Below are 23,929 nucleotides of genomic sequence, written 5' to 3'. Positions count from 1 at the left end.
TCATAACTGTTGTAAGGCAATACTAATTTAACCTTACACCTTTAAATCTTAACTAAGGGTCACTATCCTCCGGTGATCCTTTAAATATTTCCTGTTTCAATGTTATACTTAACCTTTAAGGGCATATTAAAAAGCCACAACAAATTACATGTGACTTTATCATATAGTTTCCATTATTATCTTTAATTGTTCGAATCTCTTACATTTAAATACAATCCTAATCTATCCTGCGATCTTGCAATATTGACAAGAACATAAAAGCAAAATCCTGTATTAAAAAATTAACACAGGATTTTAATCAAATTTTTATTTCAATCCACAACTGTACATTAATCAACCTTAATTTGCGCCATCATTCCGTTATCTTCATGTTCTAATATATGACAATGGATCATATAGACACCCTTATGTTTAAATTGTACAGCTATTCTTACTTTCTCATCTGGTTTTATGGAGATACTGTCCTTCCATCCTTGTTCATTTTCAGGTGGCTCTTTCCCATCTCGGGATATTATTTTAAATTGCGCTCCATGAATATGGAACGGATGAATCATTCCACCCATCATATCCGGTTTATTATAAATTTCCCATACCTCGGTAACTCCTTGTTTTTGAGTAAAATCAATTCGTTCTGGATCAAATTTCTTTCCGTTTATCGTCACCATGTTCATCATCCCAAAGAGTTCCACTTTCTTTGTGACAGGTAAATTCAGTTCTTTATCCGCCAATGAAAAATCATTTAATTTTTCCGGAACCTTACTGCTCACCCCAATTTGATCAGTAACTTCAAATGGCAATAGGACAGTTCCATCCTCATTTATTAACGCTAAGTTGTTATTGACTTTTTTAAGCTGAGAAAAATTAACAACGATTTCTGCTCTCTCGGAAGGTGTCAGTGTAATTTCTTTCAAAGTCACTGGTTCATTCAAAAAGCCCCCATCCGTTGCAATTTGAAGAAACGAATCCCCTGAATTCAATTTAAAGGTGTAATTCCTCGCATTAGATCCATTTAATAAGCGAAGACGCACTTTCTCTTTGTTTACAGTCAATTTGGGATTAAGTGTTCCATTTATCAATAATGTATCGCCGATTGTTCCGTCTTCATTCTTTACAGCGTTATAATTCAATTGTTTCTTGTCATCAAAAGATTTATCTTGAAATACCAATGGAAAATCGTTCTTCCCATAATCATTTGGCAATCCAAGACCTTTTGAATGATTATCTTCGATATAAATCAAGCCTGCAAGCCCGTTATATACCTGTTCTGACGTTTTCCCGTGAGGATGGGGATGGAACCATAATGTAGACGCTTCTTGTGTCACTTCAAATTCAATCACTTTTTCTTCTCCAGGTTTAAGTATGTCATACGGTCCCCCATCTACGTCCGAAGATACTTCTAGCCCATGCCAGTGAAAAGTTGTTGGTTCATCCAGTTCATTTATCGTTCTAATTTTAACTTTGTCGCCTTTTTCAAAACGAAGCATTGGTCCTAAAAACGATCCATTATATCCATACGTTTTTGTTTCGATACCATCGAAAATTTCCGTATTCCCTTTTTGTGCTTTAACAGTATATACGATACCCTTCTCGTTATCACGTTCGAGTACAGCAGGAATTTTCAATTCATTTTCCCCTGTTGAATCGTTTAATCTTACCACATTGCCATGACTCTCATGTCCCTGCATCTTGTCTTGATTCATAGTGGAATGATCCATGCCTTTCATATCGTTGCTCTTTTCTTGGCTACAAGCTCCAATTATGCCTAGACCCACAATAATACTTGCTAGTGCGATTTTCTTCATAATATCAACCATTCCTTTCACCCACAGCATACAGAATAGTTGTGTAGAAATTATGTAGAAAGGGGTATTTGTATACGAAAAGTTGTCCCTTTATTTTTTTCGCTTTTGACGGAAATTTTACCTCCATGCGCCTCCACTAGCTTTTTAGTAATTGTCATACCGATTCCATTGCCAGTATATTGATTTCTCTCCCGATAATTTCGTTCAAAGACTTTTTTACTCGTCTCTCCATCCATACCGATTCCATTATCATGTACAATAATTATAAAATGGCTATTATTTTTTAATAATTTAATTAATATAGCACCATCTTTATGAACATGGTACATAGCATTTTTGATAATATTGTGTAGAATTTGATTCAATCTTAGGGCGTCTACCTTGGCATGGATTTCTTTGTCTAAATCCAAGTCTACCTGTATTTCTTTTTCAAGTAATTCACTTGCCAACCCAATAACAGATTTTTCGATTAGATTAGCAATCAGTTGTTCTTTCATGATGACCTTAAATGTAGGATTATTAATATCATTTAATGTATCTAATTCACCAACAAGGATTATAAGCCGATCAATTTCTTCAACACATGCTTGCAAACGGTCTGGGGTTGCTGCCCAAACTCCATCTTCAAATGCACTTAAATAGCTTTTTATTGAGGCTAGTGGATTACGAATTTCATGTGCGAGGTCTTGTGTCATTTCTTTACGCCGCAATTCATAGGCGCCTAATGTTTCATCCAGTCTTATCAATGATTGACCTAATTGTCCAATTTGATCATTAATGATATAACTCATATTTAAGTGGCGGTCACCACGCACAAGTCTTAACGCAAAGTGGTTTAATTCTTGAATTGGCCTACTTATTGTTCTTGCAATTAAAAAACTAGAAATCAATATGACAATAAGTAATAAACCTAATGACCACAATGCTGTTTCTCTTAATGCCATGTCATAATGGTGAATGACTTCCTTGGAGTCTGTAATATGAAGCATCATCAAATGCTCATGACTTTTATAAAGTAATATCGCCGTTATAAATAGGAGCATGCATGATGAAAAGACGGCAATAATTAAGGTGATTTTTGTATTAAACTTCATTCCTGTTTAACCTTCTCATTTATTTTGTATCCCAACCCAAATACAGTTTGGATATAATCCTCTTTCATTTTTTTACGAATATTTTTAATATGTTGATCCACTATCCGGGGATTTATATCTGAATCAAATCCAAATATTTTTTGAATAATATCATCTCTACTGAATACCTTTTTAGGGTTTTCAGCTAATAATAGTAATATGCTAAATTCGTGTGGTGTAAATTGAGTACTTTGGTGATTTATTAATACTTTTCTTTCATCTTTATAAATTTCTAATTGCCCTAAAGTAATAACTTGCTTTTTGTGTGAATCTGGCAATAGCCTTTCTGCTCTCACTAATATTTCTTTAGGATGGAATGGTTTAACCACATAATCGTCTGCCCCCATTTCAAATCCTTTTATTTTATCATCAATAGAAATTTTTGCCGTAAGCATAATCACGGGAATATCATAATTTGATTTTACATATTGGCAAATATCTTCCCCTGCCATATCTGGTAACATTAAATCTAAAATAATCATATCAAGAGGTACTTGGTCTACCATTTGTATTGCGGATTCTCCAGTATTCGCGATATATGTATAATCTCCGTTTTTTTCAAAATAAGATGACAATACATTTGTAATCTTTGCTTCATCATCAACAATTAATACTCGCATTCCTCAATTCACCAACTTTTTATAATGAGTTCAATAATATTATAAATAATATCTCCTACTCATGCTAACTTGTAGAATCCCTTTTTTCTTTTTTTCCACAATCTATCCCGATTGTGGAATAGACTAACCTCAATTAAAATTGTTAATCTTACTTTATAGCTGATGATTCTTGTTTGCAAATAACAAATTTTCACAATTTAAATAAGACTGTGAGAGCGATCGAGATTCAGTAACACGTACCGTTGCCCATCTCGATCGCTCTCACAGCCACAATAAAAGTATTCAACATTTCCTGATTTGACAACTCCCTATTGGACTTTTCGATTTGCTCTTGTAAAGTTCCTTATAATTTTCATGTGAACGATAACGCTCCTCTTATGATTTTGTACAGATAATAATTATTTGTTTATTACGATATCTGGAGATTTTATACTTGCAGCGCCATGCTGTCATTATTGATGAATTTGTGTTGAATATTGAAATTGAAAAATTACACGGTCAATATGGTCATAAGTTATGAATACGATTTACAGCTCTTTTAACCTTTTTAATACAGATCATGGCTGCTCAACTAGTTTATTTACCCCAGTATCTTGTAATTCATACGCGGCTTTATAGACGGCAAATAATCCTTCCAAAGTATCGCAATCTTCAATGGCTATAGGATTGCTAGTAACGATCCTAAGGCTATTATTTGATTGACCGTTTTAGGTCTAAAATGAACTTCCGTTCGTTTAATCCATTCTAATAAATTACTATAGTTTACATTTTCAATTATGGGTTCAATGTCTTTATATTTTCCGTGTCCAATACAAAATCTTTTCCATTTTGTTTAAACTTTTGGTCAAGAGAATAACAACCTTAGAGAAAACAGCCAATATTATTAACGTTAGAAAACTTTCAAGTATAATGTTCGTATTTTATCCGATTGATAAAGTATCCGGTCGATGGAAGAATAGCACTTTCACTATTAAAATACGAATGTTAATATTGTTTTATGAATAATAGTTCGTTAATTCTATTCTGTTAGTATTTTTGTAAACTATCATTTCTAAGTATATATACTTAAATTCCCTTCTTTCCAAACGCTGTTTCGTTTCTCTTGATCATTATTGTAATTCGTGACGTAATCATCGCCAATGTATATCCATGCCGTTACGGATTTTGCAAATTTACTTTTCAACACCTTTTTCCCATTAGCTATTAACGTGTTTGTAACCTCATCTTTATACTTTTCTAAATTTCCACAGTATATAATACTAATTTCATCTCGCATACTACGTGTAATAAAGGCTACTGTTTTAAGATTTTCGTACTGTAAATCATCAAAAGTCCGACGTAGTATACCAAAAAAATGTTCTTCTATTTCACAGGCATATAAAACTGGCGCCGTTTCAAACTGTATTTTTTGTGTACCCGGACTGCGATCATAGCCATTACTACGTTTTGTAAGCAAGTAGGTTTTCTACTGTTCTATGAATAATTTAGGTTTGAAGATATTTTTCTAATAAAGTTAAAAAGAGCTCGATATCATCTTTGCTAAGATCACCAATGTTGGCTACCCTAAAAGAATTTAATTGATTAAGTTTTCCAGGATATATCGTTATTCCGTTAGCATATAAATAATCATGCATTTCTTTAAAATTATAATTTTCACTTTCGGGCTCTACTATTGCTGTAATAATTTTCGAATGGTGCTCCAAAGGGACGAGATATCTTAAACCAAGTCTAGAGAGACCTTCTATTAAGGTTTCCCAACATTTAGAATATCGTTCATATCTTTCTTTCATTCCTTCTGCTTTTAATTCTACAATGGCCTGTTTTAGCGCATAGATAGTTTGTACAGGTGGAGTAAAACGCATCTGACCGGTCTCGATGAAATGGTAATATTGAGAATAAAGATTCAAGTAATAATTTGTCGGCTTTTTTGTTTTTCCTTTTTCTAGTTCGCTTTTTTTAGCTATAACAAAAGAGACCCCTGCCATTCCTTGAAGGTTTTTATTGGAACTAGCCGCCAAATAACTTATTTTCATTTTACTCATATTAATAGGAATAGCCGCAAACGAACTCATTGCATCTACCATCATATGAATCTCATTTTCTTCACAAATGGAGCCAATCGATTCTATATCGTTTAATATTCCCGTTGTTGTTTCATTATGCACAACAGCTAGATAAGAAACTTTTCGTGGAATTTTTTGAATGAATGAATGTAACTGATCTAATTTAATAGCTTGATCGGGTGGACTTAAAAACTCAATCCAATCCAGCTGATAAGCTTCTGCAATTTCGCACATTCTCTTTCCATAGGCTCCGTTATTAATGATTACTAAAACCCCATCAGTCATTACTGAACTCAAGATTGATTCTACAGCAGCAGTACCTGAACCACCGAATAAAACGGTTGTATACTGATTCTCTTCTGAAACTAAACTAGTAATTTCAGAAGTAACAAATTGCAATAATTGGCTGAAGTCATCTTCACGAGGGCAAATATCAGGTACCACTTGTGCGTATTTAACCGTATCTGTTGTAGTAGCAGGTCCGGGATTCAGTAATATATTTCTTTTAATTTTCTTCACGGTACTCCTCCCTTTAATTTTATTACACTTTTATACGCGGTTCGAATTATCTCTGTAAAGAGGTTCTTATAGGCAAGATTAACCTGCAAATATTTATTTTCAGAACAATTATTTAAGAAATCTCTGTAGACGAGTTTTAATTTCACTTGGAGTAACTTTTGGACGTCCTAGATTTTGTTTAGATCCCTTTGAGATTTTCAAATAAATAAAAGTCAGCCCTTTTGTCATTTTCCATTCTTGAATACACTTTTCAAGTTCATGTAAACTATGGATATAGCATGACTTTTCATAACCGCAAGCTGCAGCAATATTGACAAGATCAACATTGTGAGAAACGGTATTTTGCCCTCCAGTTGAATCGTGAACTTGATTATCTAGAAGAATGTGGAGCATATTTTCAGGTTGATAGTAGCCATTTGTAGATAAGCTTCCCATTCGCATAAGGAGGGAACCATCTCCATCAATAACAATTACATCTATATCTTTTCGCGTATAGGCTAAGCCTAAGCCTAAAGAACCGACACAACCCATGGAGCCAACCATATATAGATTATTATCAGAATCCTCGACCTCATATAGTTCCCTTCCTGTTTTACCAGTTGTGGCCATTAGTACTGTTTTCATATCTTTGAGTCCATTTATCACTTTTAAAGTGTCAAAACGACTTGGCAGTTCATCTAAGTCAGTTTGTTCACTTTTTTCCTTATTTTTATGATTAAGGCGTTGCTCTATCTTCAATTTCTCACTTTTAAAAGTTTCTTTTCTCACTACAAAAAAGAATGGTCGATTTGCTTCAATCCACTTGTTAGCTTCTTCAAGTTGTCTCTTTGCCTCACTATCATCAAAAGATAAGAATTGCCATTTTATTTGCATGAGATCTAATAGTTGCGTAGTAATTTGCCCCATTAATTCATGCTGGGGCTCATCATTCAACCCGGGTTCTCCACGGAGACTAACAAACCCAAGTATAGGTATTTGAAAGGGGTAGTTTAAGGAAGTCAATGGAGAAATACAATTGGTTAGACCAGAGTTTTGCATTAAAACAACTGATTTCCTTCCACCAAGGTATGCTCCTGAAGCAATAGCTACTGCATCGCCTTCGTTGGCTGCAGCAATATATTCACACTCATTTATGGAATAGTTAATAAGATTCTTTAAAAATGAACATGGGACCCCACTGTAAAAGTCAAAACCATGTCTTTTAAGCTCATTTCCAAATTCGCTTGTATTTAGCATACCATCACTCCGTTTCCGTTTTTGATTGGTTATTAGTTGATGGCAAATATTTCTTCTCCGCTTTTTGAAGCTCCTCAGCATTTTGGAGTCTAAAAATCTCTTGTACACTTACGATCGATTTCTCTACTTGAATGAGACTCTCATCTTTTAGGATTTGTTTTGAGATGTTCTGCATAGCAGTTATCGATGCTCTTAAGTTATGATTAGCCCAGATCGCAGTACTTATTCCTACTTTTCTGAATTCATTTGTTGGGGTTGTATAATATTTTGTAGGCACAATAACCACTGGATGCCTTCTACCCCATTCCTTCATAAATGCTTCAATTTCTTTAAAATCTGACCTTTTACTATGCACAAGAATTGCATCGGCGCCTGCCTTCCTGTAGGCTTCCGCACGTTTAAGGGCTTCATCTAATCCCAGTCCTGCAATAAAAGCCTCGACTCTAGCTACAACCATAAAGTCTTCATCCTCTTGCGTATCTTTCATTGCTTTTATTTTCCCGCAAAATTCTTCAATCGATGCGAGAAGCTGTAATTCTCCATTAATAAATGAGTTCGTTTTCGGAAAAATTTTATCCTCGATACAGACTCCAGCAATCTTTAATTGTTCTAGTTTTCTAACTAACCGCCGAGCATTATTAAAATTTCCATATCCTGTATCCCCATCTAATAGGATGGGAATTGTTGTCGTATCACTCATAAATTCAAGTATATCTAATACCTGCGTCCATGATGCTTCATTATTATCTCTTACACCCAAAGATCCTGAAATCGATAGACCACTCGCCCAAATCCCTTTAAAACCGGCCTCCTCTACAACTTTTGCGGAAAGACCGTTATGGGCTTCCATTAAAAATTCGAGTTCATCTGAATATATTAATTCTTTTAATTTCTTCGTCTTTTTCAATATCTTCCATCTCCTTACTCGACATGTCGTATTATCATATGACTAAAAGTAAAGATTAGCAGGGCAGATACATTAGAAACTAACGATTTTGAAATCAAAAAAATGAAGTATAGAGAACAATCAAAATGCTATTTTCTGTGTAGTATATGGGACTCTAACAGAAAAATGGGAGACATTAATTGCGTTACTAAGTCACACCCACCTATGCAAGACAAATCTATTTACATACAATACAGTAACTTTCATAAGAGGAGAGGACTACACTCTTCATACAAAAAATAAAATATCTTACTAAATGAGGTGCGCTTATTGAAAAATGGACTTGGAAAATGGGACCAATTCTTACTATTAAATCAAAATCCTTTAACAACTAACTGCATTCCAGAATCAACACTTTACAGTCTAGAAAACCTAATCTATTTATTAGATAGGTATGAGTATGTTTATGTGAAACATACTAGCACCGGACAAGGAAGAGCAATTTATAAAGTCTACAAAAGAAAAGATGGACAGTATTGTTTTAACGGATTTACCATGCAAGGTGAAGAAATAAATAAGTGTGTGGCAGCAATTGAGGATTTCCATCAAGTTCTACACCCATATGAGAAACACGATAGATTAAGCGGAATTTATATTATACAGGAGGGAGTCATGAGTCTAACCCCTGATGGGGATTCAATATCCATTCGTGTTCATGTTCAAAATCTAAAGGGAAAATGGATAATTGGTGGTATTTACGGAAGGATTGCAACTGAGGATCATGGGATTGTTAATTCAAATCGTGGTTCTCAAGTAATACCGATTGATGAATTATTATCAGATTATATGTTGATGGATAATACAAAGAAAGATAAAACAATAGCTTCTCTAAAAGAAGATTCAATTTTAGCATCTGAAGTAATAGCATCCCACTTTCCTTGTAGAGAATATGGCATTGATTTCGGAATAAATCTTGAAGGAAAACCTATATTATTTGAAGTAAATACAACACCAAGCATAAGTAGTTTTGCCAAAATTGATAGGGCGATCTGGAAGGAAATTGTTGAGATTAGGAAAATGCAAAATGAATAAAAGGTCCATTTGGTGGTAAGAAGATAATGAGCAATGACGTTTATTTTTCCATCAAGGAACCCCTACAAAATAGCACTATTATAAAAGCGTATTCGAAAAATCCCGAATACGCTTCCTTTAATCTTCAATCGTTTCTAAATAGCATTGCTGTAAACATGTATCCGTCAAAAATTTCTTAATCCCCGTAGCAAATGACAATTCAATCGTGCTACTCGTAACGGCTAATATTTCTCCTTCTCCTAAAATCACATGCTTTACTTTTGAGCCGACGATTAACGCTGACTCGGTTGTAATCGTCCGCTCATTACGGTATTGCTTCAGTACTTTCCTCGGACTTTTCGGCGCTTTCTTTGGCAATTCCTGCGGAGAGACGATTTGTTTTAACGCCTTCATGAAAATCGATGGCACCACACTTGTTTTAAAGCGCTTATTATACGAAATTAATTCTAAATGGCGAATCGCACGCGTGATACCGACATAAAAGAGTCGTGTTTCTTCTTCGATTTCTTCTTCCGCCTCACTAGGTAAAATCCCCTCAATCAAGTCAATCAAATACACATGGTCAAATTCCAAGCCTTTTGAACTGTGCAATGTTGTCAGTGTAATTGCATTCAATTCATTTTTCATATGAGAAGAACGTGCTAAATTTTCAAGCTGCTTCAAACGACCCGCAAATTCGGTCATCGTCGTCGTATGACGAGCAATTAAACCGAGTACATCCACAATATCTAGTAAATTTTCATAATTAAAACCGAGATTCTCACTCATATTCTTTAAGGTGCGCTCATAACCAAAGTCATAACGAATATGCTCTAGCATGGCTGTTGGCGTCGTTTTATCAAATTGAATGCTATCATACGTTTTGCGAATGCGCTTAATATATTCAGGCTGATAATCCTTTAACTCAACATGTTCTAACAACTGTGTGAATACACAGCCATCTTCTGGCACTTTCTGTAGCGCCTTCAATTGCGTTGGTGTAATATAAGCATTCATTTTTCTGTAAACTTTTTCAAATACCGTAATATTTTTTGTATTGTACGCTAGACGCATGAAGTTCATAATATCCTCCACGACCCAATGCGTGAAAAAGCGAATCGTGGAATCTTTCATATAGAAAGGCAAACCTGCTCTGTCAAAAGCGTCCATAAGCGGAATGGCTGACGTATTATTTCGATATAAAATAGCCGTTGAGCCGCGCTTAGACAGATTTTTCAATTGGTCCACTAAATACTTGGCCTGTAAATTGTAATTCTCGAGGATTTTAAACGAGATCGGTTCTGCAGCAGGGTTTTCCGTAAACATTTGTTTGTTAAAACGCTTTTTATTTCGCTGAATGAATATATTGGCTGGCTCTACAATCGTTGCAGCTGAACGATAGTTTTGCGTCATAAGTAAAACATGCGCCTCCGGATATACCTTTTGGAAATTCAGCAAATAATCTGGCTCTGCACCGCGCCAGCTATAAATGGCCTGATCCTCATCTGCAACGACGCATAAATTTTGATGGACTGCGACGAGCTTCGCGATAATCGCATGTTGAACGGGTGATGTATCTTGACTTTCATCCGTTAAATAATAATCGTAGCGGCGTTGGTATTGCGCCAGCACCTCTCGATTTTTCGTGAAAATATCATTCGCCATTAATAACATATCGTCAAAATCAATTAATAAACGATCACTACCTGTGCGTTTATATTCCTCATAACGCTGTAAAATCTCGACTTTTTTAGGTACCTTTACTTCTGCAATTGCCCATTCCTGTTCTGGCAGCATTTTATTTTTGATAAACGTTATGTACGTCAGTAGCTCGTCTAACTGATCTTCGGTAATTTTTGTGCTATTTAATTGTTCAAAAATCTCGCGAAGTACTCGTTTTTTTGAAACAACACCAGGCTTGTCCGATTCTTCAATGATACCGTACGAAATGCCCTGGCGTTCAAGTGTCTGCCGCACAACTTGAAATGCTAAACTATGAATCGTCGAAAAATCAACCGGTGGCAAATGCGGGAAAAACTTTGCAAAACGTGCCTTCATATCATCGGCTGATGCCTTACTAAACGTGACAGCCTTTATGCGAGAAGGATTCACACCAAGCGCCTCAATCATATAGCCAATTCGCATAATAATCGTCGTCGTTTTTCCTGAACCGGGAGAAGCCAATAGTAACAGCGGCCCACTCGTTTGTAACACCGCCTGCGTCTGTACATCATTTAGATGAACGCCAAGTGAACGCTCCTTTTCCTCAAAAAACGCTTTTTGCGCTCCATTCATATCAATCTCTCTCCGTTCAAAAAAAGTCTATACTTTATTATACCAAATGATGAGGATTCATCCGAGGAAAGCCGCACAATATTAAAGCAAAAGCAGGGGAACATTCACACAAGGTTGTCTAATAGATGCTACAGAGCTTATATCCATAAAGAAAATTTTTAAAACAAAAAACATATCATTTTATTTTTTAAGCAATAAGTAGGTTTATACAATATTTTTAATGAGGCAACCATTAATTTATTAGCTTTTGCCAATAGTCTGCTGTTTTTGTTCTTTTGTAAAATTTATAAAATGGTTCTTTATGGAGGGCAAGTTCTTTATAGAGCTTAATTATTTCCTGTAAAAGATTTTCGATATGCTGTACAGGTACTTTTTTCGCAAATAGCTCCCCTGCCTGTGCATTTTTCCCCATAGGAACAGCCCCTAAATACACATCAAAGCTATCTTTCTGATATACTAGCCCAATATCATCATAAACGGCATTATAACAAGCTGATGCACAGCCATTCATATTAATGCGAATTCGGCTTGGCACTTCCAAGCCATCAAGCTGCTGATACAGCTCCTCTGTAATTGTTGCTGCATCCATCTTAACCCCATCACAAAAATCACAGGCCTTCATCGCAACAACCTGTCCTTGTTGCGCAATATATAAACCAACCTGTTCCAGCTCTTGCGTCACTCTTATCAGATCTAACGTCGGCACAGAAATCATGATGTTATAAGACGTAGAATATTTAATCGCTCCACTCTTTCCAACTACTTCTGCGATTTTTTGAAATTGTGCTGGTGTATAATGTTTGTTGATAATTCCAGGACTCACGGCAATACGTGTAAATTCACCTTCACTGTTTAACTTAGCAAATGTTTTTTCAGGAATATTATTGTTAAATGTATTTATTGTCATCGTTTCCCATCCTCCTATGAAAAAAGAAGCTAGCAATTGGCTAGCTCCTCTTCTTTATTATTGAAAGCTTTCTGGATAAAATCCTTTTGCTAATATTTGAATTGCTTCAGCTGCACGAACACCTTCAGATGCTGCTGATAGTGGTAAAACAACGAAACGTCCGTTTAATACCGCTTCTGTTTCTTTTAATGCCGGATCATTTTTCAGGAAATTAATTTTTTCTTGAGCAGTAGTTGAACCATAGTCAATTACAACGATAACTTTGGGGTTGCGCTCTACTACATCTTCTTTAGAAACTGTTGCCCAGCCAGACTTAACATCATCGAAAATATTTTTTCCACCTGCTACAGTCACAAGTTCATTCATGAAGTTTTGTGCAGCAGTGAAAACTTCTTTCTCACCACTATCAAATACAAGAACACGCAAATTATCCTTATTTTGCGGAAGCTTCGTCCGAATGTCCTCTACTTCTTTTGTCATTTGCTCAATTAATTTTTCTCCACGCTCTTCCACACGGAATATTTTAGCAATGTTTCTGATATCGGCGAAAATATCCTCTAACTTAGGATTTGTAATGCTTGAAGATGTATGTAAATAAGTATGAATGCCAAGTGCTTCTAGTTCTTCTGGAGTCCCAACACCCTTCTCACTAAATCCACTTTTCCAGCCTGCAAATAAAAAATCTGCTCCTGAATCAATCACCTGCTCCTTTGTTGGGTATTCCTCAGCTAATACCGGAACTTTTTCATACGCCGCTTGTAACGGTGGATAAATTGCATCATCTAAATACGCTGTTCCAACCATTGAATCCTCTAAGCCTAACGCTAGCATAATTTCTGTTACATGCTGATTTAAGCTAATGGCTTTTTTAGGCGCTTCCGTATAAACTTGTGTCGTACCGTTATTTTCAATCGTTACTTTCGTTGCCTCTGCTTTTGCTGGTTCTACTTGCTCACTTTGCGATGCTGAATCTTGTTTTTCCTCGTTACCACAAGCCGTTAAAATACTTACCATTAAGATTGCAAGAACAAGCCATACGCTTTTAAATGTCTTCATTTCTATTTCTCCTTTTTTCAAAAAATATTATATAGAATGAAATCTATGATCCCTTAACTAACTATAAAAATTGCTCAGATATATAATAAATATGGGGTTTTTTCGTGATAGGATGCACGCTCACTTCCGCATGTACTCCAAACACTCTTTGTAATAATGAGGGCGTTAATACATCAAATGGTGTCCCGTATGCTACGATTTCTCCGTCCTTTAAAACATAAATTTTATCACAGTAAGTTGCTGCAATATTTAAATCATGCAAGGCTGCAATGACCGTAATCGGCAAGCTCTGTATCAAATCCATGAGCTGGAGCTGATGCTGAACATCTAAATGATTCGTTGGCTCATCTAATGCCATGATCTTAGCCTGTTGTGCCAATGCTCTTGCAACAATGACTCGTTTTTTCTCACCACCGGATAATGAACTAAAGGTACGCTCACTTAAATGTAATACGCCTGCCTGCTGCATCGATTCCTCGACAATAGCAAGGTCTTCTTTTGTATCCACTTCCATAAGCCTTTTATGCGGTGTACGTCCCATTGCAACAAGTTCCTTAACCGTAAACTCAAATAGCACTGGTGTTTCCTGGCCTACAACGGCAAGTTGCTTCGCTATTACCTTTGAAGATTGGTTGTAAATATTTTCATTAAATAAAAATACTTCTCCTTCTTGAGGTTGTAGCATACGGTACATATTTTTTAATAGGGTTGATTTCCCACTACCATTAGGCCCAATAATGCCAACAAACTCGCGTTCTTGAATATGTACAGAAACATTGTTTAATATTTTCACCTGATGCACGGCAAAAGAAAGGTTTTTTGCTACATAAACCATCTAATTCTCCTCCCCGAAAGAATACATTTGCTTACGCAACATCCATATAAAGAATGGGCATCCGCATAAAGCCGTAATAATTCCAATCGGCATTTCCTCAGGCGCAATCACAATGCGAGCAATTGCATCTGCCCATATTAAAAATATCGCACCCATTAATGCACTAACTGGCAGTACAAACTTATAATTTGAACCGACAATCATGCGTACGATATGAGGAATAATTAGGCCAATAAAGCCGATTGCGCCACTTACTGCAACAAGTACACCTGTCAATAGTGAAATTAATAATATTAGTAGCAGTCGAAATTTCTCTATATTAACACCCAACGTAACAGCAGATTCTTCGCCAAGTAAAAGTAAATTCAAATGACGTGCATGGAGACGTAAAATTGCGTAAACGACAGTTAAAACGATGAATGGAATCATTATATTCATCCATTTCGCTCCAGCCAGACTTCCCATCATCCAATACATCACAGCCTTAATACCGCCCTCTTCCTTCGCCATCATCAGCATAAAATTCGTCAACGCTGACAAAACTAGTGACACGGCAATCCCTGCTAATAATAGTCGTATAACTGAAATACGCCCTTCAACCCGTGCTAAGAAGAACACGATTAGTACAGCAATCGTCGCCCCTATAAAAGCAGCGAATGATAGCGCATACATACCAAAAATCGAAAAACTACCAAGTAAAATAACAGACGTCGCCCCTACAGAAGCACCGGATGATACCCCTAAAATGTACGGGTCCGCAATTGAATTGCGAACTAAAGCTTGAATGGCTGCTCCCGAAATAGCAAGACCCGCTCCGACTATTATGGCAAGCACTACGCGTGGAGTACGAATTTGCCAAATGATGATTTCCTGCGAACGACTCCAATCCTCTGTAATAGCAAGTGGATTGAACGGGATATGCGATAAAATAATGCGCCATACAATACTAGGTGTAATTGACACAGAGCCTACCATGATCGCTAATGTCATCGATATTAGAACGACACCAGTCAATACTAATAAGAGTAGGTTGATATTTCTTGTTGTTGAATTCTTCAAAACGCTCTCCTCTCTTAAATCAAAGGGCATAAAAAAAATCCCCTTGTCTGCAAGAGGATGTCATAGTGAAAAAAGGGTGTCTCAACCCGGCCACTACAACCATCCTCGTGGTTCAATGTAAGTTTGTTGCTTTTATTGGCAGGTATCCTGGCTTAGGTTCATCATCTATACGCCTTCCCATAGCTCGCTACAGTGACATTTTGTATAGACTCCCCATTACAGTTGCGGGACAGCATCGGATTTACACCGATTTCCCTTTTAAGCAAACGATCAAAGTCATTTGCACCAACAAAAAAATATTTATTAAGTTATAAGAACAAAACTATTAAAATTCCTAGATAGCAATTCCATAATATTCTTCATTTAAATGAAATTATAAATAAATTAGCATTTAATAGACGTAAGAGAAAACTATTCTAAATGAATTATTATTAGAAAAATATAATAACTTAACTAGCATTTGATTTTACCGTTAAATGAAATTTTAGTCAATTCACTATTGTTAATATATTTCTTTTTCAAAAATAATACTTGTAATTACATGCTGTCATTGGCTCTTAAAAGCTGTTTCAAATACAGCCAACAATAAGTTTAATAGGTTTGGTTCTCTTGATATGCAATCTTCACCCGTTCAATTTGATCAAGATGGTTTCGAACGTGTTGCACTCGAAATTCCAGCAATTGCTTAAATGTGAACTGGGCCTGATCGACATACACCCCCACTCGCTTGCTTTGTTCACTAGTTAGATGGTCTAGAATAGGCTGCATACTGGAACGTAGCAATTTAAAAAGAAGCAAATGTTGTTCACGGTCCAACAAATCATAACCCAAGTTATTTGCCCAAGCCTCTTGGTCAAATGAAATCAGAAGCGGCGCATCCTCTGCCAAGACTTTTTTAAGCCTAGATGTGGACGAAATCTCGGAATCCGTTACATGTATGAGGATTTGATGAATGCTCCATTTGTCCGGTGAGGGCTTGTAACGAAGCTCCTCCTCTGTTAATCCTTCAATGGCTTCCCGAAGCATTGTGTATCCTAAAGCGTACTCCTTAATTAACTCTTCCAATTCATTTCCTCCTATTCTCAAGTATTGCTTATTAAAATACCAATAAATATATATTCTTGTTTCTGCGAAAGAATCCTTTTATTTTTTCTTCAACTAACCTGCTGCTTAGTACAATAAGTTCAACATTAAATTATCCAATACTTGTTTTTTATTGGTAACATTATTTATTGTGAAAACCAAAAGAGCCATGCTACGCTATATATGTAGCGTAGCATGGCTCTTAAAAGCTGTTTCAAATATAACCAACTTCTTTTGTTACGAGACCTGTTTACACTTTATTACAACAGTTAGAAACACAATCGCAGTCACAGGCTGAATCTGTCTAAAATGCCTTTATCAACATCATTTGATACTCCACTAAAGTACTTTGATAGACAATTTGGGATTTCTTACGTCAAAAATATTTATTTACTAAATGGTAAATACAATGCTACTGTCGTCCCTGTTCCCTCTTGACTTGTAATTTTAATTTCACCTTTATACAATTTCATAATCCTATTTGCAATGCTTAGTCCTAAACCAGAGCCTTCTGTTTTTCTAGTTCTTGCTTTATCCACCCTGTAAAATCGTTCAAAAATATTACGAAGTTCTTCCTGTGGTATCCCAATTCCATAATCTTTTACACGTATAATGGCATGTTGACGATCCTTTTCTATAAATACATCAATCTTATCATTACTATATTTCATGGCATTATCTAGAAAAATAATCATAAGCTGTTTAATTTTTAATTCCTCCGCAAATATAACAATTGGATCCTCATCATAATGTAACGATATTTCACGCCCATAAACTTGTTTCATTTGATTTAAAATTCTCTGGCATAAAGACACCAAATTTAGCTCATTCAATTCTAGAGCACTTTCATTCTCTAAGGTAGCTAAGTCTAGAAGTGTCTGTGTCATTTTTTGCATTCTGTTTGCTTCCGAAGTAATGGCATTAATTGCTTCATCGGTCATTTCTTGATTTTCTAATCCATGCCTTCTTAAAAAATCAGTATAGTTCATAATGATCGTTAAAGGTGTTTTTAATTCATGGGACGCATCAGACACAAACTGTTTTTGTTTTTCCATATGGTCTTGAAGTCTGTGAATCATTCGATTAAACGTTCTTGCCATTGTATGGAGTTCATCTTTTGTCTGATTTTGAATGGTGATGGGCTTAGGAACCCCACTCATTTCAATTTCCTCCATAGTTTTAATCATGTTTGAAATGGGCCTCATAATCATATTGGACAACCATTTGCCACCAAGCAAGGAGAAAATAGCAGCTAATAAAGTGCAGAGGCCTAGAATGGCACGAAGTATATCTTTATCAGTTTCAAAACCTAATAATCGTTCTCCAATTTCTATACTCCCGGTAATTTGATTACCTTCTTTAATTGGAACACGAACAATTAAAACCTGTTCCTCATCTTGCTCTGCCGAAATCAAATGTGTTTGTGCTTGCTTTGATTCAGCGTACTTACCTTGTATCGTTTTTGAAAGTAATAAATCATTGGTTTTTTCATGAATGACGTTGTTATTCGGATGTATAATTCTAATATAAGAATGGGGAGTTAAAAAATCACCTAATTTTTCGTTAATATTGCTGGATGCATCGAGTGAATCAATAACTTTTATTAAGTCCTCGGCTTTTTGAAACAGTTCTACTTCTTCCATATTAGTCGTGAATTTAATAAACGAGAAATAGACAGCGATATTTACAAGTATCAAAATACACAGCATCCAAGCAGTCGTTAATAGATTAATTTTTGTGGTAATCCTCATTTGTTTTCTCCTTTAAGGTATACCCCACTCCCCAAACGGTCGTGAATAATGGGGATGAAAATCCTTCGTCTATTTTTTTTCTGAGATGGGCTACAGTAACATCAAGTATGTTGCCTTCACCTTCATATTCCCATCCCCAAACATTCAGTAATATATTTTCCCGTGTGACTACTTTGTTTTTATTCATGACTAAATAAAGCAAAAAGTCATATTCCTTGGGTGTTAACGTAATGTTTTTTCCATTCCTAGTGACTTCTCTTGCATCTGCATCTATTATTAAATCATTCACCTTCAATACGGAATTCTCTTGAATTGCTTTAGGTTGATTGCGTAAACAAGCACGAATTCTGGCCAATAATTCCTCGATTCTGAATGGTTTGGGCACATAGTCATTTGCACCTTGATCTAAACCTGATACTATGTCTAATGTTGTATTTCGAGCTGTTAAAAGAATAACAGGAACATTCCTGTTTTCCTTTCTTAGCCTTCTTAATACCTCGATTCCATTTAGCCCAGGCAGCATCACATCCAATAAAATTAAATCAAAGTTTGTTTGTAAGGCTGCTTCAAAACCTGCTCTACCGTCGTGTTCTACTGTGACCTGATAACCTTCATATTCCAGCTCCATTTTTACGACACGAGCTATCTGTGTTTCATCCTCAATTAAAAGAACATGTGCTTTCATTTCAACCTCATCCTCTTTCCTTCTATAAAAGTATTTCTCTATATTTCATTTTTATCGAGCACAAGTCGAAACAGTTCAAACAACAGGAAGTTAAAAAATATCCAAACTCCGCCATATACATAACCCCCAATAATGTCACTGGGAAGTACATTGGTCGATACGATATTCCCAATCGCAAGACCGATTAATAAGAGTAAACCCAATAAAGGAATAATAATTGTCCAGTAATTGTTTTTTAAGTGACGTACTAGTAAAAATATACATGTTCCATAAATGATGATCGTCAAAGTGGCCTTTAAGTCAGGAAAATCGGCTGAATGAAATTCCCCCTCAAAACCAATCGATTGGAGGAAAGAGAAAGCCTCCAAGATGAATGCACGGAAAGGTATACCTCCTAATATGGAAACACCGAGTTGAAGATATTCTAGTAACCGGTTCTGTTTCTTTATCCAAATACTTATGATGGTTACAACTATAATGCTGCTAAATGTGAATGAATGTTGGAATATTAAAAGTTCTTCCATCCAGTTTATATAAACAGTAGAATGAACCAAATATTCTGCGATTTGATTGAACTGGGCAACATCATTTTCTAGATAATCTTGTGCTATCCCAAACATCAAAATCACCATTCCAATTAGCACTGAAGTTAGGAATATAAGAAAAATTTCCGTGGCCCTTAATGTTCTTAATCGGTTTGTTAACCATGTTAACAAATGAATAAAAAAGGTTTTAATTTGAATTTTATAAAACCTAAAGATGAGATAACTTGCTAACAAAGCAGCCAAAACAATAAGAAAAATAATTAAATATTTACTCGCTGCTTGATGGAAAGTTTCCCATTTTGGACCTAGTACTTTTCCAAGGGTAATAAAACAAATTCCCCATAAAAAAGCGCCTGTATATGCCGGTATGATAAATTTTCGAAAAGGAATCTTAGAAACACCTGAAACATAACCAGTAAAATGCCTTACACCAGGGATAAAATAAGCAAAAACTAATAATTTACTGCCTGATCGTTCAAACCAATCAGCTGTTTTTTTATATCTTTCAGGTCCAAGATGTACATATTTACCATACCTCTCGATTAGTTTATAGCCTCCTGCCTTCCCTATCCAATAAGTTAACGTAATTCCTGCACCAGCAGATAAAAAGACTGTGAGAATGGCCAAAAAATAATTCATTTCCCCTTGATAAACAAAGAATCCTGCATAGCTCATTAAAAATTCCCCAGATATAGGAAGAGCCATGAGCTCTAAAAAGATCCCTATAAATAAAATCAAATAGCTGTGTTGTTCAAATAAAGTAATTAAGAATGACATAAAAGCCTCCAAATTTATTTACAAAATTTAATCCAAAAAGCAGGAAGCACCTTAACTTTATCTACAATTTATCATTATTTTGAAAGTAATGGTGCTTATTAAGGAATTTTTAAGTTTTTATATAGGAAATGGACAGTTTTGTTTTATAAACTAAGTATGCCCTCTTTTAGAGTGCATAAAAATTTTTAGATATCATGAATGAAACTATTAAAGCATTCAAAGTTTTTGAGATTTTAAAATCATTTTGGGAGGTGAAAAAATGAAGAAAAGTAGTAGAGGCAACTTTGCAAAGTACCATACTCATGATTGTGTGTGGTTATCATTCTTGCTTGAGGTGGTTGCCTAAAAAATCAGTAGTCTAAAATTTTAATACAAATATTCAGATAAGTATCAAGTAATGATATTAAACCGAGGAATAAGCTTTCATTTAAAACACAGGTGGCTTAGCCGCCTATACGACTGGCGTCATCTCAAATGAAAATAGAGATGGAAATTGCATAGTAACAATGACTACTTACAAAAAGGAGATGAGTTCTATGAAAGGAAACTTATCCTATTCTGAACAAACTGAAATTGTCCAAACTTCTGGTCGTCAATTCTTGAACAAAGTACCAGAAGTTACTATTTTCTTCTGGGTTATCAAGGTTTTATGTACAACTGTAGGGGAAACGTTTGCTGATTTTTTGAATTTGAATCTTGGATTTGGGTTAATGAATACGACCATCATAATGGGATTCGCCTTTTTTATTGTTTTGTATCTTCAGTTTAGAGTAAATAAATATGTGCCAAGCATTTATTGGCTAACAGTTGTACTTATAAGTGTATTTGGTACATTGGTAACAGATAACATGACAGATTATATGGGAATACGCCTTGAGGTTAGTACAATAATTTTCTCAGTACTTCTTGGATTAACTTTTCTTTTTTGGTATCTTAGTGAAAAAACATTGTCAATCCACTCGATCTATACAAGAAAAAGAGAAGTTTTCTATTGGCTTACCATTCTTTTCACCTTTGCACTTGGAACAGCAGTTGGCGATTTATATTCTGAACAATTAGGTTTTGGATATCTTAAAACTGGATTAACAGTCATTGTCATCATTGCTTGTATATTCTTGGCATGGAAAATGAAATTGGATGGAATATTAGCGTTTTGGATTGCGTATATTTTGACTCGTCCGCTTGGAGCATCAATCGGAGATTACTTATCTCAACCTAAAGCTAATGGAGGGTTAGGTTTAGGGACAACTGTTACAAGTGTCATTTTTCTTGTAGCTATATTAGCCATCATCATCTATCTCGCTATTTCAAAAATTGATATAGCAGCAAAAAATGAAACAGTAGTGACAAACGGAAGCAAGAAAAATGTTTTGGTACAAACCATTGTGGTATTGTGTATTTTCTTAGTTTTTGGAGTAGGCAGTTATATTTGGCGCAGTAACCAAATCCTATCACAATCCAATGCATCGCAAACGACATTAGCTGGACAGTTATCAGATTTTATCAAAATTGAGAATGACATGCTAAAAGCTGTTAACTCAAATGACTTTTCCTCAGCGAAAAAAGATGCGGATGATCTGGAACATCAATGGGATACACAGGAACCTATACTTAGGGCAATTGATGGAAACACATGGACGAAAATTGATGGAACGATTGATATTGTATTAACATCCGTTCGTTCATCAAACCCTAACGCCAATAAGGGCAAATCTGCTCTTAACAATTCACTAAGTGTTATAAACAGTGCAAATAAATAAAAATTTTAGGGAATCGCAAATTGCGGTTCCCTTTTTTCGTTGAAGTAATGTCTAAACAGCTATTTGGCTATTTAGAACGCGACCAATCACGTTTTTCGATGCGAATGAGATAATGTTTAAATCGTTAGCAACAACAGGTCTGAGACGTTCTGAACTTGTTTCATTAACATGGGATCAAGTTGATGTGGTAAATGATTCGAATTGATGGAAAACGGAAAAAGAACGGATATGCCCCTTCACCCACACTTATTTCCGCTTCTGGCATCGTATAAAGCTTCTTTAAGATCATATCAGAACCTGTTTTCCTAAATAAAAATCGTAAAACATTAGATCCGCGGGTTTTACATGTGATCTTTTAAGATGTGTTGAAAAAGGCATGCATCCCACCTACCCGCTTCACGTCTACATCACTTCTAGCATACTGTTGCAACATTGATCTTACAACGAAATAAAAAAAACGATGATTTACGAACACTTCAAGAATTTTTTCTTTACGCAGTTTTCTCAAAAATTGTTTCTATTCAACTAACGGAGCAAGTTGGTTAAATAGGAATTTGTAACTTTATTCCACTTTTTTCGTCTGATTTATTATGAAGTTTGATTGTACAATATTATGAAATTCATAGGAGCATAATAGTATGAAAACTTTTTATCATTGTTTACTAATGTGGATACCGTTTGGATTGCTGTTTTCCTTAGCAGGATTAGGACTAGAAGCATTAGAAGGAAATAAAATCAGGACATCAGAATATATGGGACTTCGTGATTTTGGAATTCTTTATTTGTTCTTTATTGGTTCTTTCGCCTTTATGTTATATCCTATTTCATTTTTGCCACTAACATTTATCGTAAGTAAGTTTATAAAATCTTTACTGTTTAAAGTGATTATCTTTACTTTTTTTGGTGGAGTAATAGGGGCGTTTGCTTTTGAAATAATATATGCACGTTATATAAATGAATATAATTTAAGTATGATTAGTTCTATTATTATTTTTGGTATAGCAGGTTTACTCTATGCTTTGGTGGAATATTCTTTCAAGAGAAATATAAAATTTGTTTAAACTAACAGAGCAAGTTAGTTTAAGAAGCAATATGTAAAGTAAGAAATTGTGGCAAGGTTTATTAAGAGGAGGAATTATTAATGCAAAATGTTGTTCGTTTATTATCAGAAAAAGATTTAGAAGAAGCATCAATCATTTTTACTTCTAATCCGTGGAACGAACCTTGGAGTTCTCAGACATCTTACAAACGGTTGTTAGATATAAGTAAGACTCCTGGATATATCGGGATAGGTTATTTTAATTCCGATAATCAAATGAGTGGTTTTTTAGTTGGAAATGAAGAACAATGGGCAGATACTAAGAACTTCTATATAAATGAAATCTGTGTGCTAACTAATATTCAACAAAATGGGATTGGCACGATTTTACTAAATTATTTAAAGAATATCCTTACACAGAAAGAGGTTGATACAGCATATTTATCAACTGAAAGAGGCGATGGTAAACCCGAGATATTTTTTAGAAAAAATGGCTTTGTGACAAATGAATCTAGAGTATTAATGCCTTTGAGCGTTTAAATACATAATACTGTAACTCTTTTTCAACTAACGATGTTTTTAGTAAAGATACGGTTTTCAAAATATAAAAAAGCAGAGTTGATCTCTACGCATTATTGTAGATTAACTCTGTTTTTTTGTTGTCCTTCAAAATTTAGTTTAGCAACACTCTTTAAGAAAACAGCCTTTCTTTAAAAGGAAAGTAACTACCTGTAATTGGGTAGTTATTTTTTATTGGAAAAAATATCGTAACCGTTCAAATGCTTTGAATAAACAGGGTGATAATGA

At 35.1% G+C, this 23,929-nt stretch carries 20 protein-coding genes and 1 riboswitch; of the genes, 4 read left to right on the top strand and 16 right to left on the bottom strand.

Going from position 1 to position 23,929, the window contains the following annotated elements:
- Positions 1–329: 329 nt before the first annotated feature.
- The 7 genes from ACQKN2_RS05345 to aepX all read right to left on the bottom strand — a co-directional run bounded on the left by ACQKN2_RS05345 (position 330) and on the right by aepX (position 8,280).
- Positions 330–1,814 carry a multicopper oxidase family protein gene (locus ACQKN2_RS05345; RefSeq protein ID WP_427414042.1) on the bottom strand — a complete coding sequence of 495 codons (1,485 nt, stop codon included), beginning with the start codon at positions 1,812–1,814 and terminating at the stop codon, positions 330–332.
- Between the two features lie 38 nt (positions 1,815–1,852).
- Complete coding sequence (locus ACQKN2_RS05340) at positions 1,853–2,896, bottom strand: sensor histidine kinase (protein WP_427414041.1); 1,044 nt, start codon at positions 2,894–2,896, stop codon at positions 1,853–1,855.
- A complete protein-coding gene (locus ACQKN2_RS05335; protein WP_427414040.1) occupies positions 2,893–3,555 on the bottom strand; it encodes a response regulator transcription factor in 663 nt (220 codons plus the stop codon). Before ACQKN2_RS05335 ends, ACQKN2_RS05340 begins: the two co-directional genes overlap by 4 nt.
- Positions 3,556–4,606: 1,051 nt before the next feature.
- The gene (locus tag ACQKN2_RS05330; protein ID WP_427414039.1) at positions 4,607–5,011 is read right to left on the bottom strand and encodes a hypothetical protein; all 405 of its coding nucleotides are present in this window, start codon (positions 5,009–5,011) and stop codon (positions 4,607–4,609) included.
- A 28-nt stretch (positions 5,012–5,039) separates the two neighbouring features.
- On the bottom strand, positions 5,040–6,137 hold the full coding sequence (locus ACQKN2_RS05325) for a 2-aminoethylphosphonate aminotransferase (protein ID WP_427414038.1): 1,098 nt from the start codon (positions 6,135–6,137) through the stop codon (positions 5,040–5,042).
- Positions 6,138–6,245: 108 nt separating this feature from the next.
- Complete coding sequence (gene aepY, locus ACQKN2_RS05320; RefSeq protein ID WP_427414037.1) at positions 6,246–7,373, bottom strand: phosphonopyruvate decarboxylase; 1,128 nt, start codon at positions 7,371–7,373, stop codon at positions 6,246–6,248.
- Between the two features lie 4 nt (positions 7,374–7,377).
- Positions 7,378–8,280, bottom strand: coding sequence for a phosphoenolpyruvate mutase (aepX, locus tag ACQKN2_RS05315; protein WP_427414036.1), 903 nt, complete (start codon positions 8,278–8,280; stop codon positions 7,378–7,380).
- A gap of 309 nt (positions 8,281–8,589) precedes the next feature.
- On the opposite strand from aepX, the gene ACQKN2_RS05310 reads away from it, so the two are divergent.
- Positions 8,590–9,351 carry a YheC/YheD family protein gene (locus ACQKN2_RS05310; RefSeq protein ID WP_427414035.1) on the top strand — a complete coding sequence of 254 codons (762 nt, stop codon included), beginning with the start codon at positions 8,590–8,592 and terminating at the stop codon, positions 9,349–9,351.
- Positions 9,352–9,468: 117 nt separating this feature from the next.
- Here the strand turns inward: ACQKN2_RS05310 and ACQKN2_RS05305 are convergent, their stop codons facing one another.
- The 9 genes from ACQKN2_RS05305 to ACQKN2_RS05265 form a co-directional block, all read right to left on the bottom strand.
- Positions 9,469–11,625 (bottom strand): ATP-dependent helicase, encoded by a 2,157-nt coding sequence (locus ACQKN2_RS05305; RefSeq protein ID WP_427414034.1) that lies wholly within the window; start codon positions 11,623–11,625, stop codon positions 9,469–9,471.
- A 232-nt stretch (positions 11,626–11,857) separates the two neighbouring features.
- On the bottom strand, positions 11,858–12,532 hold the full coding sequence (locus ACQKN2_RS05300) for a precorrin-3B methylase (RefSeq protein WP_427414033.1): 675 nt from the start codon (positions 12,530–12,532) through the stop codon (positions 11,858–11,860).
- A gap of 57 nt (positions 12,533–12,589) precedes the next feature.
- On the bottom strand, positions 12,590–13,588 hold the full coding sequence (locus ACQKN2_RS05295; RefSeq protein ID WP_427414032.1) for an ABC transporter substrate-binding protein: 999 nt from the start codon (positions 13,586–13,588) through the stop codon (positions 12,590–12,592).
- 61 nt (positions 13,589–13,649) lie between these two features.
- The gene (locus ACQKN2_RS05290; RefSeq protein ID WP_427414031.1) at positions 13,650–14,423 is read right to left on the bottom strand and encodes an ABC transporter ATP-binding protein; all 774 of its coding nucleotides are present in this window, start codon (positions 14,421–14,423) and stop codon (positions 13,650–13,652) included.
- Positions 14,424–15,413, bottom strand: a complete 990-nt coding sequence (locus tag ACQKN2_RS05285) for a FecCD family ABC transporter permease (protein ID WP_427414143.1) — start codon at positions 15,411–15,413, stop codon at positions 14,424–14,426.
- Positions 15,414–15,602: 189 nt separating this feature from the next.
- Positions 15,603–15,787, bottom strand: a riboswitch (cobalamin riboswitch).
- Between the two features lie 286 nt (positions 15,788–16,073).
- Entirely contained in the window at positions 16,074–16,547 is a 474-nt protein-coding gene (locus tag ACQKN2_RS05280; RefSeq protein ID WP_427414030.1) for a DinB family protein, read from the bottom strand.
- A gap of 404 nt (positions 16,548–16,951) precedes the next feature.
- The gene (locus ACQKN2_RS05275) at positions 16,952–18,316 is read right to left on the bottom strand and encodes a sensor histidine kinase (RefSeq protein ID WP_427414029.1); all 1,365 of its coding nucleotides are present in this window, start codon (positions 18,314–18,316) and stop codon (positions 16,952–16,954) included.
- A complete protein-coding gene (locus tag ACQKN2_RS05270; protein WP_427414028.1) occupies positions 18,294–19,001 on the bottom strand; it encodes a response regulator transcription factor in 708 nt (235 codons plus the stop codon). Before ACQKN2_RS05270 ends, ACQKN2_RS05275 begins: the two co-directional genes overlap by 23 nt.
- Before the next feature lie 38 nt (positions 19,002–19,039).
- Positions 19,040–20,323: a DedA family protein gene (locus ACQKN2_RS05265; protein ID WP_427414027.1), complete on the bottom strand. Its 1,284-nt coding sequence runs from the start codon at positions 20,321–20,323 to the stop codon at positions 19,040–19,042.
- 536 nt (positions 20,324–20,859) lie between these two features.
- Here ACQKN2_RS05265 and ACQKN2_RS05260 point away from each other — a divergent pair.
- The 3 genes from ACQKN2_RS05260 to ACQKN2_RS05250 all read left to right on the top strand — a co-directional run bounded on the left by ACQKN2_RS05260 (position 20,860) and on the right by ACQKN2_RS05250 (position 23,662).
- A complete protein-coding gene (locus tag ACQKN2_RS05260; protein WP_427414026.1) occupies positions 20,860–22,083 on the top strand; it encodes a hypothetical protein in 1,224 nt (407 codons plus the stop codon).
- A 638-nt stretch (positions 22,084–22,721) separates the two neighbouring features.
- A complete protein-coding gene (locus ACQKN2_RS05255) occupies positions 22,722–23,144 on the top strand; it encodes a hypothetical protein (RefSeq protein WP_427414025.1) in 423 nt (140 codons plus the stop codon).
- Positions 23,145–23,224: 80 nt separating this feature from the next.
- Positions 23,225–23,662: a GNAT family N-acetyltransferase gene (locus tag ACQKN2_RS05250; RefSeq protein WP_427414024.1), complete on the top strand. Its 438-nt coding sequence runs from the start codon at positions 23,225–23,227 to the stop codon at positions 23,660–23,662.
- Positions 23,663–23,929: the final 267 nt, after the last annotated feature.

This window comes from Lysinibacillus sp. NPDC093688 (assembly GCF_050280145.1).
Taxonomy (GTDB): Bacteria; Bacillota; Bacilli; order Bacillales_A; family Planococcaceae; genus Lysinibacillus; species Lysinibacillus xylanilyticus_B.
The sequence above is the reverse complement of the archived record's forward strand: the minus strand, read 5'-3'. Positions and strand labels throughout refer to the sequence as shown.